Genomic DNA, 14,253 nt, shown 5'->3' with positions numbered 1-14,253 from the left:
GCGTCGTTGAGGATCGAGGCGGCCGGAAGCCCGGCCTGCATGGCCTGCTGCACGCCGGACTCGACAGCGGCGCGGTTGCCGTTGATGACCTCATCATAGATGGACTGAAGCACTGCATGCATAACTGCCTCCCACGCGAACCCGATGTCCTTCGCCGAAGGGCGCTCACGCCTCCCCGGCGGCGGGATCTTCCAGATGAGCCTCGCGGTACTGCAGCGGGCCAAGGCGCGGAGCGGCGGTCGAGCGCCGCAGGACGAACTCGAAGTTGACCTCCATGAACACCGGAGGTCGGTCGGCCCCCGCGCCACCGGCGGCGCGTGTCAGCAACAGGTCGACCGCCGCCTCGGCCAGCGCGGTGTAGGCTGTGCTGATGGCGGTGATCGGCGGAACCGAGAACGAGAACCAGTCCACGTCGTCGAAGCAGATCAACGACATCTCGTCCGGCAGCGAGACGCCAGTCTGGCGTAGCGAGCGGATGATGCCGGGCATGATGGCGTTGCTGGCGACGAAGATCGCCGTCGGGGGTGCCGGAAGCCGGAGCAGGTCATTGGCCGCCATCATTCCCCATGTGCCGCGGTTGGTTCCGATCTTGACCAAGGCATCCTCGGGCTCGAGGTGCGCCTGGCGCATCGCCTCCAGGTAGCCCTGCCAGCGGTCGTGATTGCTGGAGTACATCACATCCCCGCCGATGTAGGCGATGCGTTCATGCCCCAGGCTGACCAGGTGCTGCGTGGCGGCCTGGCTGCCAGCGCGGTCCTCGAAGACCACCGTGTCGATCGGGTCGTTCTTCAGCCGCCGCACGATGGCCACCGCCGGTGTGTGCTGGCTGGCGAGGTAATCCAGCAGATCGGTGCCTGCCGCCGACGGCACCCAGATCAATCCATCGACGGCCTGCCCGACCATGTCGACGACGGTTTCCTGCTCGGTGGCGACGTCGTCGCGGGTCGAGGACAACAACAGGTGGTAGCCGCGCGCCGCCAGCTGTTGCAGGATCGAATCGGCCAATGCGGTGTAGTAGGCGTTGAGCAGATTGGGGATGATCAGCCCGATGCTGTGGCTGACGCGTTGCCGGAGCCCTCGCGCCCGCAGGTTCGGCTGGTAGTTGAGCGTGCGCGCCGCGTCCGAAATGCGCTGCCGGCTCGCCTCGGCCACGTAGCCCGTCCCGCTCAGGGCGCGCGAGGCGGTGGCGATCGACGTCTTCGCCAGCAGTGCCACGTCCTTCAGGCTGGCTCTTCGTGGATTGGCCATCAGCCGCCTCCCCTGCCGCCGCTCCAGGCGGCGCCCTGCGCTGCAAGGTCCCGAAGGGCGAGCTCGTTGTTCCCCCAGGCCGGGCTTTCGGCCCGATCGACGCCAGGCTTCACGCCGCGCCCGACGCCAAACCAGCTCAGGCCTGCAAAAATCCGTCGTCGCTTCACAAACGAAGTACGGGTGTGAGAACGTTTCCACTATCCTAGCATTTGTCAGGCTGACTGTCAACCACAACGTTCCAGCGGCGCTTGTGCGGGCACGCCCGCACGCCGACGCCTGGCGCGCGGACGGAGGCTCGCATGTGGTCCCCGCTTTGTCCGGCTCGGCGGTCGCCCTACCGAATTGCAGGTCTCCCAAACGGGGATCTTGACGCCGCTATAGGTCGACCTTGTGCCGAACGATCCAATGATGGCGCAATCACCCTGCGCCTGGGGTCACCATTCGGTTTCCTCTCGAGTTACGCGGATTAAGGTGAGGCGTGCCCGGGCGCCCGGCGCCTGAATCATGGCGAGACCCGGTTGCCGAGTTCCCCGGCCAGCATAGGCAGGCCCCTCCTGTGAGTCCAGACGAGAAGCGCACCCGAGGGCCCTGCCTCACGACCGGAACCAGACCGGGCCCATCACCTAGCAGGCCACCCCGGCTCATCCCCGGCCACCGCAGCGCCCGCGAGCAAGCACCTGGGAACTCCTGCTCCCAGAGAAGGGAAACCCAGGCGGAAAGGCGGATCTCCGGCAGAGTGACGCCCGAGGCCAGCACCGGGGATTCGCCTTTCCCCTTCAAGGGACCTTTCGGCGGAGGCGCAGACCTCCGGGCACACCGGCGCGGCGGGCAAGCGACTGAGATCTCCGGCGGGTGGGACCGCTTGGTGGAAGGCCTGACCCGTACCCCGACCCCTCCGTGCTTGACAGGCACCTGCCTCCAGCTTATTATGGATGCAAACGATTACACATTCCCCCCTCTGGTCGGAGGCTTCGCCATGAAAACCGGCATGCGCGGCGGCTCGCTCAAGATCCTGTCGGAGGACGAGGTCGAGCAGCTCCATCAGGCCGCACTCTCCTTGCTGCGGGACCCTGGCCTGTTCAGCGAATCGTCCCTGTTCCTTGATGTCTTCGCCAAGGGCGGGGCCGACGTCGACCGGGACGCCCGCATCATCCGCCTTCCCGCCGATATGGTGGAAGCCGCCATCGATTCCGCCCCCTCCAGCTTCGTCCTGCACGGACGCCACGACGACGCCAACAGCCTGCTACTCGAGCCGGGCCGCGTCTACTACGGCATGGGCGGAACGTCGGAGCCGCAGTTCTTCGACTACCAGCTGGGCCGCGCCCGCCAGCCGACCAAGCAGGACATGGTGGCGAGCACACGCCTTGGACAGGCCCTGCCCAACATCGATTTCGTCCAAACCCTGTGCATGGCGGGTGACTACCCGACCGGACAAATCTTCTTCCATGATTTCGACGCCATCTTCCGCAACACCAGCAAGCCCACGGTGATCAACATCCTCGAGCGGCCGTTCACCCAGCACCTGCTGGAGATGGCTGCTGCCGCCTCAGGCGGCGAAGAGGCCTTGCGCACGTCCCCCAGCGTGCTGGGCATTGTCACGCCGGTCTCGCCCTTGAAGATCGCCATCATGAACGAGGGGCTCATCGACGTCGTGCAAGCCGGCGTCCCGGTGCTGTACTCGCCCGGACCGCTGATGGGTGCCACGGCGCCGGCAACGGTCGCCGGCACGACTGTGCTGACAATGGCCGAGGTCCTCTTCGGGGTCGTTTTGACCCAGCTGATCCGTCCGGGAGCTCCGGTCGTGCTCAAGCCCGACACCGATGTGTTCGACATGCGCACGACGCAGGTGACCTACGGAAGCCCGGAGCAGAACCTGGGCAAGCTGGCCGTCATTCAGATGGCCCATCGCTACCGCATCCCGATCTACGGCCTGGGCGGAGGCGTGGAAGCCAAGTTCCCCGACGCCGAAGCCGCATCCGAGGCCGCCATGGAGATGCTGCTGAACGGACTGGCGGGGATGACGCTCTCCCAGAGCCTGGGGACGCTGGCCTTCGGGATGTACGGATCCCAGGAGATGGCGGTCATCTGCGACGAGATCGTCAGCTCCATCCGGCGGGTCCTGGATGGGATCGCCGTCAACGACGACACGCTCGCCCTGGACGTCATCCGTGAGGTCGGGTTCGGCGGCAGCTTTCTGCAGCACGACCACACGGTCCGGCACTTCCGCCGGGAGATGTACTTCCCCAAGTTGTTCAAGCGGCAGAGCATCGACGAGTGGGTCGCCGCCGGGGCGAAGATGGCACACGAGGTCGCCCACGAGCGGGTGGTCGAGATCCTGAGCAAGGCCGGCCCCGCAACGCTTCCCCCGTCCGCCGACAAGGCGTTGGACGAGGCGCTGAAGCGGGCGGTCGCCTGGGCCGAGAAGCAGTCCGCACGGAGGTGAGCGACTACCCGCCGGGGGCCTGGCCCTCGCAGATCGGGAGCTCATCGGGCTACGCGCCGGGCGAGGACCCCTCTGGCCGGGAGCGGGCAATCCCCTGCCTTCATGGCGCTACGGCACGTGCAGCTCTACCCGCTCTGCAATCGCCTCGACGCGCTCGATGAGGCTGTTGCCCATCACCATGTCCCCCACACCGAGGATGATTGGGGCGCCGCCGATGCGTTCTAGCAGGTGATCGATCCAGGCCTCGAACTCGGCGGAGGGCGTGCGCGCCTCGAGGATGGGGGAGGGAATCCCGCCCCAAATCAGCGGCCCGCCGCGCCAGGCCTCCCAAACCTCGTCGAAGGTGATCGAGGTCAGCGGGAACGGAGACACGGACTCGCACACGTCAAGGCCCGACTCGCGCACCAGCCCCAGCAGGGGTTTGACGTCGCCGTCGGTGTGGCTCCCCACCCGCTTTCCCTGCCGGTGCAGGGTCTCGCAGTAACGCTGATACGGATCCAGGCAGTAGCGCTGGAACAGCTTCGGGTTGGTCATCGGGCCGTGCAAGTTGTCAGGGAACTCGACGTAGCGCACGGAGAAATCCGCCAGCCGGGCCAGAATCTCCTGCAGCTGTTCGTCCAGCACGCCGAGCAGGCGCTCGACGGCGGAACGGTCGTCGTGCAAGGCGTAGAACAGCGGGGCCTCACCCAGGTACTCCAGCAGTATCTGTTGGAAGGGTATGCGGTGAAGCAGCGGGACGACGTAGCCATCGCCGCCGATGATGGCTTCCTCAGTCGCCACGCGGTCGTAGCACGGGATGAATTCGGCGTGCTCGACGATCCAACTCGCCGTAGCATAGTCGGCCGGCTCCTTGATCAGGTGCTCTTTCAGGTAGGGAGCCGTGCCGCTGGCGACCCCCTCGGGCAGGAGCTCCTGGCTCAGGCGGAGCTTACCCACGGGCGTGCGCAGTTCGGTCACGGTGACGCCCGGCCTGTCCGTCGGGACCAGGTCCCACATCCCGGGGAACTCGAATATGACCGGGTCCGTGTGCCGGGCGTGCGGTTCGCCGCTGAAGGTGGAGAGAACCTCGACCCCGCGTAGTCGCAAGGCATAGGGGACGACGAACCGCTGCTGGCCGATCCCCACGGCGCGATGGACCTCGGTGAGCGACAGTTCCTCAAAGCGCTGCGGCAAGGTTCCTGCCCGCAGGTGGGTCGCATGCCAGGCTTCCAGGCGATCGAGGAAGGGCAGGCGGTCGGGCGGACGACCGTCGAGCACGGCCAGCACGCGCTCCCGGATAGACAGGCGTGCGGGCTGTGTCATCTCGGCGCTCTCCAACCTTGGCGGGGCTCCGGCGGAAACGCTACCTGGGGGACGCCGCCGGCAGCGATGGCACTGGCTCTCGCCCCGAGACGCCATGCGCTGCGCGGCCTTGTCGGATCCGGGCTGGGTATGATCGCCCGGCCCGGCGTGCTCGGTCCCCAGCCAAAGGCGGCCGCAACAGTAGCGGTTACTTGACCGCTCCGCCGATCAGGCCGCGGATGAAGTACCGCTGGCCAAACAGGTACAGCACCACGATCGGGATCGTCGCCACCAGCAGTCCGGCCATTGTGGCCGGGATGTCGACGTAGATCCGCGAGCGCATCGAGGCGATGCCGACCATCAGTGTCTTCATCTCGTCCCGCTGCAGGAAGATCAGGGCGATCAGCAGCTCATTCCAGACCCACAGGGAGTTGACCACGGTCAGGGTGATCACCGCCGGCGCCGACAACGGCATCAGAATGCGGGTGAAGACCCCGAAGCTGGAGCAACCATCGATGCGCGCCGCCTCCACGATCTCCCGCGGGATGGTCTGAAAGAAGTTGGTCATCATGTAGACCGAGAAGGGCAGCAGAAGACCAATGTAGATCAGGATGGCGCCCTGGTAGGTGTTAACCAACCCCAAGCGCACCATGGTCACAAACAGTGGGACCACCATGACCACCGGCGGGATGACCATCAGCGACAGCATCAGGTTGAAAAGCGTGCGCTTACCGGGGAACTGCATTCGGGCGAAGGCGTATGCCGCCAGGCAGGCGATCAACAGGGAGAGGGCCACCGAGCCCACGGTCAGGATGGTGCTGTTGGCGAACCGGATGAGGAACTTCTCGCCGGCGAAGGCGGTCAGGAAATTGTCAATGATCGGATGAGGCGGCAGGTTGAACTTGTTCTCCAGGTAGTCCGCCTTGCTCTTCAGCGAGGACACCAGCATGAAGTACAGCGGGAACAAGGCCAGCACCGTAAAGAAGATGACCACCAGCTGCCGGAGCAGGCTGCCCGAGAGAGCCTGCGCCCGCCGGCGTGCCGACCTCATGATGTCAGCCCCAGGTCGCTGCGCTCGCGCAACCGGAGTTCAAGGAAGATGAAGACGCCCGTCACCAGCAGGAGCAGGACGGAGACCGCCGAGGCCATATTCATCTGGTTGTAGCGGAAGCCCATCAGGTAGACATACAGTTCCGTGACCATGGTGGCGTTCCCCGGCCCGCCGCCGGTCATGACGAACACATAGCCGAAGACCCACGACAGCACGGTGATGATCGATATCACGGTGAAGAATTCGATCACCGTCGCAAGCTGCGGGATGGTGACATGTCGCTGCAGCTGCCACCAGTTGGCGCCGTCGACGCGCGCAGCGTCAAACAGCTCCTCCTCGACCGACATCAGCCGCGCCAGGAAGAGCACGACGCCGAAGCCGACCTCCTTCCAGATGATGACGAACATCACTGTCGGAAGCGCCAGCGTTGTGCTCCCCAGCCAGTCCTGGGCCAACACCCCCGCCCCAATGGCCTCGAGCAAGTCGTTGAGCACGCCGCTTAGCTGAAAGATGTAGGAGAAGACCAGCCCGACGGCAGTGATCGGCAGCAGGTAGGGCAGGAAAAGCGTCATGCGATACAGGCGCCATCCCATGATGCGCTCAAACAGAAAGACCGCAAGCACCAGCGCCAGCCCAACCGTCACCGGGACGGTGAGCAGCAGCTTCAGGTTGTTGCGCACCGCCTGTAGGAAGACATCATCCCGAAACAGCAGCTGGTAGTTCGTCAGCCCGACGAAGGCCGGGACGCCTGCCTGGGTTCGCTGGAGGCTCAGGATGACCAGACGGACGAAAGGATATCCGAACACGGCCAGCAACATGACGAGCGCGGGCGCCAGATACAACCAGGGCTCGTGCTTGCGATACTGCATCGGCCGCGATACGCGGAGAGGGGAGGGTCCACCCTCCCCTCTCCAGCTAATCCGCCCTGAAGGCTACTCGATCCACTTCTCGAAGTTGGCGGCCGCGTCCGGATTTTGCTCGCGCCACTTGGCGTTCACATCCTCGGTCAGTTGGCCAAGCTCCTCCGGCGTGGCATCCCCGGCAAAGAGCAGCTGGACGCCGGCGAAGTTCGCCTGCTCGTCCATCATGCTGGGAATGAAGTTCTCCAGGTTGGGTCCGCCGCGAGTGGTGTCCCACTCGTAGACCTGCTGGAGCTGCGGCTGTGTGATCAGGCTGGTGTCCAGTCGGTCATCGGCCGGCAGCACGCCTGTCGCCTTGAACCAAGCGTTCACCCGATCGGGCGTGTGCATGAAGACCAGGAAGTCGGCGGCTTCCTGCGGGTGCTCCGACCACGAGGTGATGCCCCAGCCCTGGGCGGTGACGATGTAATCGTCGGCCAGCGCCCCGTCGCTGTACTGCGGCGTGAGCATCAGGCCGATCTTGTCCCAACCCATCGTCTGCGCCCATCCAGCCAGGAAGGTGTCATTGCCGAACAGCATGGCCGCTTTGCCGGTGACGAACAAGTCCTGGCCCTGCTGGTAATCCAGCGAGCCGATGTCCTCGTTCCAGCAGCCGCGGTCCTTGAGTTCCCCCAAACGGCCCCACCACTCGGTGAACTTCGGTTCGGTGTAGGACGCCTGGCCGACGGAAGCCTCCATAAAGGCCTTCTCGCTGTCGTGAGGTTGGCGGGCGAGGATCGAGAACAGCCAGCCGCCGAACCAGCCATCCTTCACGCCGCCGGCGATCGGGATGACGTCTACTGCACGCAGCTTGTCGCAAGCGACGAGCAACTCATCCCACGTGGCCGGGGGAGCATTCGGATCCAGGCCGGCCTGAGTGAAGAGCTCGGGGTTGAAGACGACCGGGTTCCCGGACAGGTACCACGGCACTCCCCATGTCTTGCCGTCGTACTGCCGCTCGAAAACGTTGAGGTAATGGTCCCACTCCTCGGCCGGGATCAGATCATCCACCGGGATGATCGCGTCGGTCCAGGCGTTCTCGATCGTCCACACCCCGCCCCAGAAGTACTGGATGTCCGGCCCTTCCTTGGCCGCGGCGGCCGACTGGAAGGCAGGGATTAGCGTATCGGTCGACTGGAGCACAGCCTCGAAAGTGACGTTGGGGTTTGCCTCGCTGTACAGGGCCAAGGTCTCATCCAGCCAGGCCTGCGCACCGGGCGCTTCCTGTTCGCCCCACCACCAGATGGTCAGCTTGATTGGCTCGGCCTCGGCAGGCGCTTCGGCGGGCGCTTCGGCAGGCGCTTCGGCGGGCGCTTCAGCAGGCGCTTCGGTCGCCGGAGCACCGCAGGCCGGTACGAGCAACGCCAGGAGGGCCAGAAGTGAAAGCACTCGCATGGTCGTACGCATGGGCGATTCTCCTCTCAACTCTGCCTATCACAAGGATGCTTTCCCGGGCCTTACTCAGGTGGCAGTCGCTGGTGCTGGGCACCTCCTTGATCGCAAATGCATGCTTTCGGCTGAACGGCTGACCGGCCGCCGACTGCGGCCGGCAATCGCAACCCGTCAGCCCTGCGAACGGGAAGAAGACAAGACTTGCTGCCCGTTCACGTGCCCCCGGCATGTCCGCGCGGCCTTCCAGACTGCGCACGGAAGGAGCGCGACCTACACAGGCTTCATGGACACAATCAATCTGTAAACGTTTCCACTATTCTAGCATGGGGTTGGCCGGCATGTCAAGCGCTCCACCTCCCGCCGGCGCCTCGCTCGAGCTTTGCGCCCAGCCCGCGTTCCTCGCCAGATGCCCTCGCCCCTCGGCTGGGAGGTGCCCGTGAGGACGGAGGTCCTTGTCTGGATGGGCTCGGTCGCTCCGACCTCTGTTCGGCGGGACCGCTCACCATTCACGCATCTGGCCGCCGAGCGCTCTCTTGAGGCGGGCGGCAAGCAGGCAGAGTCCGTCTCTGCCCCGCAGGCTGCACACGCCAAGGGACCTTCGCGGGACCCAGCCTGAAGGGCGGATTGGCACGACCGCGCAGCCCATCCGTCTGAGCAGGGCGCGCTGCCGGCGCCGTCGGTTGACACCCCCTGACTCCGTCCGCATAATAGCCCAAGGCCGACCGGCGACCGCGGACCGGGCGCCACGGCAAGGCAAGCCCGGTCGTGAGCGCACGTGATGCGGCCGATGATCCCTCGAGGCCCAGGAGGAAGGCATGCCATTTCGGAGCTTGAAGAGCGGGCGACTTCGGTTCCTGGATGGCTCACAACTGGGCGCCCTCGACCAGGCCGTCCGAACCGTCTTGGCCGACGTCGGCGTACAGGTCGACCATCCACCGGCCTGGGAGGTCTACGCTGGCGCCGGCTGCACGATCGATCGCGATCGCCACATTGTGCGCATTCCCTCCGACATCTTGCAGCGCGGCCTGGACGCCGCCCCGCGCGAGTTCACCCTGCACGCGCCTATCCCGGAGCACGACGTCCGGGTCACCCTCGACGACGTGTACACGGTCGCCGGCTCTTCGGCGTTGCATGTCCTCGACCTCGACGGCCACCGCCGGCCGGCCAGCCAGCGAGATCTGGCCGATCTGACGCGCCTGATCGATGCCCTCCCCCAGGCGCACATCATGCACGCCATGGTTGTCCCCCATGACCTTCCGCAGGTGGGCTTTGACCGCCGGTTGTTTGCCACCATCCTGCCCAACACAACCAAGCATTACTACTCGCAGGGTGCCGGGGGGAGCAGCATTGCTGACCAGGTGGAGATGGCCGCCGTCCTGCAGGGAAGCACGCGGGCCGTCCGCGCCACTCCGCGCTTCAGCCTGGTGGTCTGTTTCATCAGCCCGCTCGTCCACGGGAAGGAGCCGGTGCAGGAGATGATGGCTTGCGCCGAGCATGGCATTCCGCTGTGGCTCGAGCCGACGAACATGATGGGCGCGACGGCGCCGCTGAGCGTTGCCGGTTCCGTCGTTGAACACACCGCCAGCGCGCTTGCGGGCCTGGTCCTGGTGCAGCTGCTGCACCCCGGCCATCCGTGTGTGCTCGCCACCGCCTCGGGCAGCATGAACATGCACAAGGGCAGCTATGTCGGCGCTTCGCCAGAGGCTGTCCTGGCCCACTGCGCCACGGCGCAGCTTGCCCACGCCTACGGCCTCCCCTTCCAGGGCGGGAGCGGTCTGGACGCCTGCTTGCCCGACGCACAGGCGGGCTATGAACGCATGCTTCAGGCGGCGCCGATGGCGCTGGCAGGCGTCAACTTCATCCACCTGGCCTTTGGGATGATCGACCAGTTGCTGACTGCCAGCTATGAGCAGGCGGTCATCGACAACGAGATCCTGGCCGCCGCCTTCCGCCTGGCGGAAGGGTTCGAGGTGACCCCGGAGACGATCGGTCTCGATCAGCTGCGCACTGTCGGGCCGGGCGGCAACTTCCTCACCGAGCCGTATACCGTGCGCCACTTGCGCAGCTTCCAGTGGCAGCCTCAATTGTCGACGCGTCTGGTCTGGGATGAGTGGCAGGAGGTCCACGGTGGGCGGGATATGCGCCAACGCGCCAATCGGATGGCCCGTCAGCTCCTCGACCAGCATCACCCCGCCCTGGTCACGCCCGAGCAGGCAGCCGAGCTCGAACGCATGGCCATCGCCTTCCAGCGGCGCGCCATCGACGCGGCGGAGAGTACCGGCTAGCACGACCCGGGGTCGAGATTGAGACCTTCCCCGACCCGTTCCCGTCAGTCCGAAACGAGCACGCTCAGGATCGCAGCCCGCAAGCCCTATCGCGACCCGGGGTAGCCCTTCGACGTGCGAGGTCTGGCGCGACGGGTTCGCCGGGGCCAAAGCCATCCATCCTGCTCCAGCCGCGGCCGGAGAGCGCGGGATCAGACCGTCTCAAGGACGCTGGCGCGCACCTGGGTCGTGAGCGTTTCGCCAGGACCGATGCACCGCGCCTGCCCGGACTCGATGGCTTGCGCCAGGGGAAAGCGCGACACCCAGGGCTCAAGCCCCAGGCCGTAGATGCCCGTGAGGGGCGGCAAATCCGCCCCGCCGTACGGCTGCCACATCTGAACCCAGGGGAAGACCGCCGCATCCCACTCCAACCGGAAGCCCAAGCCCAGACGTGGGTTGACTACCGTCCAGCGGCCCTCGGCCAGACCGGTCAGGCAGGCGTCATCGTGCGAGTGCGCTTGCGGGCCGGGGATGGCACGCAGGTCGATCCTCTCCCCTGGACGGCGTCCCCGGGCCATCGGCCAGGGCTCGTCCTGGCCGGGCGCCAGCACAGCCGTGGCCGGCTCGAACAGTACCTCGGGAGTGGTCAGCCGGCCCGCGGGGATTTCCAGCCGGCACCCGTTCATCAGGAAATCCCCGCCCAGTACGAGGTGATGCCCCCAGACGAGGTGCTCGGCGTTGGCCGAGAGGTTCTCCACCGTCGACTTGAGCTCAAGCGTGGTCCCCTCGCTCGGCAGGCGCATCCATCGGGTCAGCCGGAAGGGCGTCTGGCGGCAACCGACAGACAAGCGGAGTGTTGTCGCCTGCGCGTCGTCCGCCACGACAGCAAACGCCCAGGAGAGCAGGGCCACCTCGCCATGGAATGGCACCGGGCGGCCGCGGTAGTTGCAGGCGTCGTTGTGGTTAGGGAAGAGCTCCTGCCAGGCGCCCTCGTAGTTCTCGAGGAAATCCTCGGGCGGCGAAGCGCCGGGCGGCTGCAGACCGGCGGGCGTGCGCATCAGGAACTCGGTACCTGACGGCACGTGGGTGAAGGCGTAGATATCCGCGCCCTTGTGCGGCAGCACGGCGACACGCACGCGGCCGTTCTCTAGCCAGAGCGCCTCGTGACCCTGGATTACATCCTCTCGCAGCATGCTCCCCTTCCTGGCACCCAGGGCTGGCTCGCTGCCTTCACAGTAATCGAGCCTTGCGTGTCTCCCGGCGCTGGGCCCGCTCCGGGCGTGTTCGCGGTGAAACTAGAACGTGATCGTGAGCCCGCCATCGACCGGGATCACCTGCCCGGTCAGGTAGCTGGCGTCGGGGCCGGCGAGGAAGTAGATCACCCCGGCCACCTCCTCGGGCTGGCCGGGACGTCTCAGGGGCAGGTGATGGCCGTCGACGTAATTCTTCTTGAACCAGTCGCTCTCCAGCTCATTGACGCCATTGACCACGCTCATCTCGGTGTTGATGAAGCCCGGTGCGAGCGCGTTCACCAGGATGCCCTTGGGGGCCAGCTCAAGGGCCAACGCCCTGCAGTACTGATTGAGAGCGGCCTTGGCCATCGAGTAACTGCTGCTCCCCGCTTCCGCCCGCTCGTGATGGATCGAGGTGACATGGATGATCCGGCCGCCGCGCGTCATCAGGGAGACCGCGGCCCGGGTGAGATACAGGGCGCCGTCGATCATGATGTCGAACGCCTTGCGCCAGTCCTCGAGAGTCGAGTCGATGATCGGGGCGCCGAAGTACACGCCGGCGCAGTTGGCCAGCGCGTCGACCACGCCCCATTCCCGGCGTGCCTCGTCGGCGATAGCCTCAGCCGTGTGCGGGTCGCTGTAGTCCCCTGCGACGATCAGGTGCTTCCCGGCCGGCAGGCGGTCAACCAATGCTCGCAGCCGGTCCTCCCGGCGCGACGTGACACACACGTCCCAGCCCTCGCGGGCGAAGCGCTCGGCAGTAGCCCGGCCGATGCCCGAGGAGGCTCCGGTCACAATGACCTTCTTTCTGTCCGTCATGCTTTCAGCTCCATCCAGTCAGGCTCGTGGTGGCACCCAATCAGGTCAGGTGCGTCGTCAGGACCTCATTGCCGTCGACGGTGATCAAGACGACGTCTTCCAGACGCACACCGCCGACGCCGGGGAGGTAGACACCGGGCTCGAGCGCCACGACCATCCCCGGCTCCAGCTTCAGGCTGTTGTAGGGGACGATGCGCGGCTCTTCATGGTAGGCGGCGCCAATGCCGTGCCCAGAATGATGCGGGTAGGGCTCGTACCCCTCCGCCAGCACCGCCTGGCGCAGAAGAGCATCGAGATCACGGGCGGGGACCCCCGGCCGAGCCGCCTCGACGCCGCGCTGCAGCGACCGGCGCACGACGCGGTAGGCCTTGTCAAGCTCCGCCGAGGGACTGCCGGCGAAGAACGTGGCCGCATTGTCGCCCCAGTATCCCTGAAGCCGCGGGACGAAGTCGAGGATCAGCGGGTCACCTGGCTGCAGACGATACGCCGACGGTGGTCCGCCGATATCGGCCGTGCGCGTTCCGGCGACTAGGTCGGCCAGGATTGGCAAGCGTCCGCCGGCCAGGCCTTCGACGTGGGCGCGGGTGGCGGCCCACAAATCCAGCTCGGTCTTGCCCGGCTGCAGCGCCTGCTGCATGAAGCTCTGGGCGGCATCACACAGACGCAGGGCGGCGCGGACCTTGGCTATTTCCTCGGCCGTCTTGATCGCCCGCAGGCCGGCGAAGGCGCCGTCCAAAGGCACGAAGTCGGCAGCCGCCAGAGCGTGGCGCAACACATCGACAAGGGGGGCGGTGAGGCACTGCCACTCGACCCCCACCTTGTCTCCCTTGGGCGCAGCGACATTCAGCACGTCGTGCAGGGCTTGCGCCTGGTTTGCTGCCCCGGCCAACGGCGCCTCGATCGTGTAGGAAAGGTAGGAGTGAACCGCGGATGGCGCCGCTTCTTGGGCTGCGGCTGCCTCCATGTCGGAGACGATCAGGTGCAGCTCGCCGGCATGCCACCAAGCGAGAACGGCCGAGCCCTCGAAGGGGCTCGGCCCGGTCTCAATCGGTGGAGCATAGCCCGTGAGCCATGTGATGGTGGCGGGGTCGGCCAGCAGGGCGGCGGCCAGGCCGTGCGACCTGAGGAGATCAGCGAAGCGCTCCAGGTTCTGGGGGTGCATGGGAGACCCTCCTCCAACGCCGAAGGTGGATGGGAGCTCACCCTCGCCCACGGCTCCGAGGTGCGATCACGCATCGGGACCCTTCTTCAAGGCCGACGCCCGGTCGCCGGCTTGGGCGCCCACACGTCTGCAAACGATTGCGGTTTAGCCGGGCGCGACCATGATAGCACGGTGGGGAATCCGAGTCAACGCGCCCGCTTGGCGGACGATTCGGTGGCAGTCCCAAAGAGCCCTCGGCTCACGAAATCTGCGCAACTGGATCGGGTTAGGCCACGCGGGGCAGCCCCCATGCGTCGGCGGCTATGGTTGACTTCCCCTCGGCGCTATGCTAATCTTGATGTGTGCAATCGTTCTCACAGCATGGCATCATCGGCTGTGGGAAGACGCCGGGCCGCGGGCTGATCCACCCGCGGCCGGGTTCCTCAGGAGAGGCACGATGACCCAACCGAACGTCCACGCCGT

10 protein-coding genes are annotated in these 14,253 nt (G+C 66.2%); 2 read left to right on the top strand and 8 right to left on the bottom strand.

What is annotated here, in order from left to right:
- Positions 1-165: 165 nt before the first annotated feature.
- A complete protein-coding gene (locus MUO23_07570; GenBank protein MCJ7512813.1) occupies positions 166-1,248 on the bottom strand; it encodes a LacI family transcriptional regulator in 1,083 nt (360 codons plus the stop codon).
- Between the two features lie 976 nt (positions 1,249-2,224).
- Between MUO23_07570 and MUO23_07565 the strand changes: the two genes are divergently transcribed.
- Positions 2,225-3,691 carry a trimethylamine methyltransferase family protein gene (locus MUO23_07565; protein ID MCJ7512812.1) on the top strand — a complete coding sequence of 489 codons (1,467 nt, stop codon included), beginning with the start codon at positions 2,225-2,227 and terminating at the stop codon, positions 3,689-3,691.
- A 108-nt stretch (positions 3,692-3,799) separates the two neighbouring features.
- Here the strand turns inward: MUO23_07565 and MUO23_07560 are convergent, their stop codons facing one another.
- The 4 genes from MUO23_07560 to MUO23_07545 form a co-directional block, all read right to left on the bottom strand.
- Positions 3,800-4,993, bottom strand: coding sequence for a hypothetical protein (locus MUO23_07560; GenBank protein MCJ7512811.1), 1,194 nt, complete (start codon positions 4,991-4,993; stop codon positions 3,800-3,802).
- 187 nt (positions 4,994-5,180) lie between these two features.
- Positions 5,181-6,023, bottom strand: coding sequence for a carbohydrate ABC transporter permease (locus tag MUO23_07555; protein MCJ7512810.1), 843 nt, complete (start codon positions 6,021-6,023; stop codon positions 5,181-5,183).
- Positions 6,020-6,892: a sugar ABC transporter permease gene (locus MUO23_07550; protein MCJ7512809.1), complete on the bottom strand. Its 873-nt coding sequence runs from the start codon at positions 6,890-6,892 to the stop codon at positions 6,020-6,022. Before MUO23_07550 ends, MUO23_07555 begins: the two co-directional genes overlap by 4 nt.
- A gap of 63 nt (positions 6,893-6,955) precedes the next feature.
- Positions 6,956-8,329: an extracellular solute-binding protein gene (locus tag MUO23_07545; protein ID MCJ7512808.1), complete on the bottom strand. Its 1,374-nt coding sequence runs from the start codon at positions 8,327-8,329 to the stop codon at positions 6,956-6,958.
- A gap of 800 nt (positions 8,330-9,129) precedes the next feature.
- Here MUO23_07545 and MUO23_07540 point away from each other — a divergent pair.
- Positions 9,130-10,599: a trimethylamine methyltransferase family protein gene (locus tag MUO23_07540; protein ID MCJ7512807.1), complete on the top strand. Its 1,470-nt coding sequence runs from the start codon at positions 9,130-9,132 to the stop codon at positions 10,597-10,599.
- Between the two features lie 191 nt (positions 10,600-10,790).
- On the opposite strand, the gene MUO23_07535 is transcribed toward MUO23_07540, so the two are convergent.
- The 3 genes from MUO23_07535 to MUO23_07525 form a co-directional block, all read right to left on the bottom strand.
- Positions 10,791-11,771, bottom strand: a complete 981-nt coding sequence (locus MUO23_07535) for a DUF4432 family protein (protein ID MCJ7512806.1) — start codon at positions 11,769-11,771, stop codon at positions 10,791-10,793.
- A gap of 102 nt (positions 11,772-11,873) precedes the next feature.
- A complete protein-coding gene (locus tag MUO23_07530; GenBank protein MCJ7512805.1) occupies positions 11,874-12,629 on the bottom strand; it encodes an SDR family oxidoreductase in 756 nt (251 codons plus the stop codon).
- Positions 12,630-12,669: 40 nt separating this feature from the next.
- On the bottom strand, positions 12,670-13,791 hold the full coding sequence (locus MUO23_07525) for a Xaa-Pro peptidase family protein (GenBank protein ID MCJ7512804.1): 1,122 nt from the start codon (positions 13,789-13,791) through the stop codon (positions 12,670-12,672).
- Between the last annotated feature and the right edge of the window lie 462 nt (positions 13,792-14,253).

Source organism: Anaerolineales bacterium (assembly GCA_022866145.1).
Taxonomy (GTDB): Bacteria; Chloroflexota; Anaerolineae; order Anaerolineales; family E44-bin32; genus PFL42.
The sequence above is the reverse complement of the archived record's forward strand: the minus strand, read 5'-3'. Positions and strand labels throughout refer to the sequence as shown.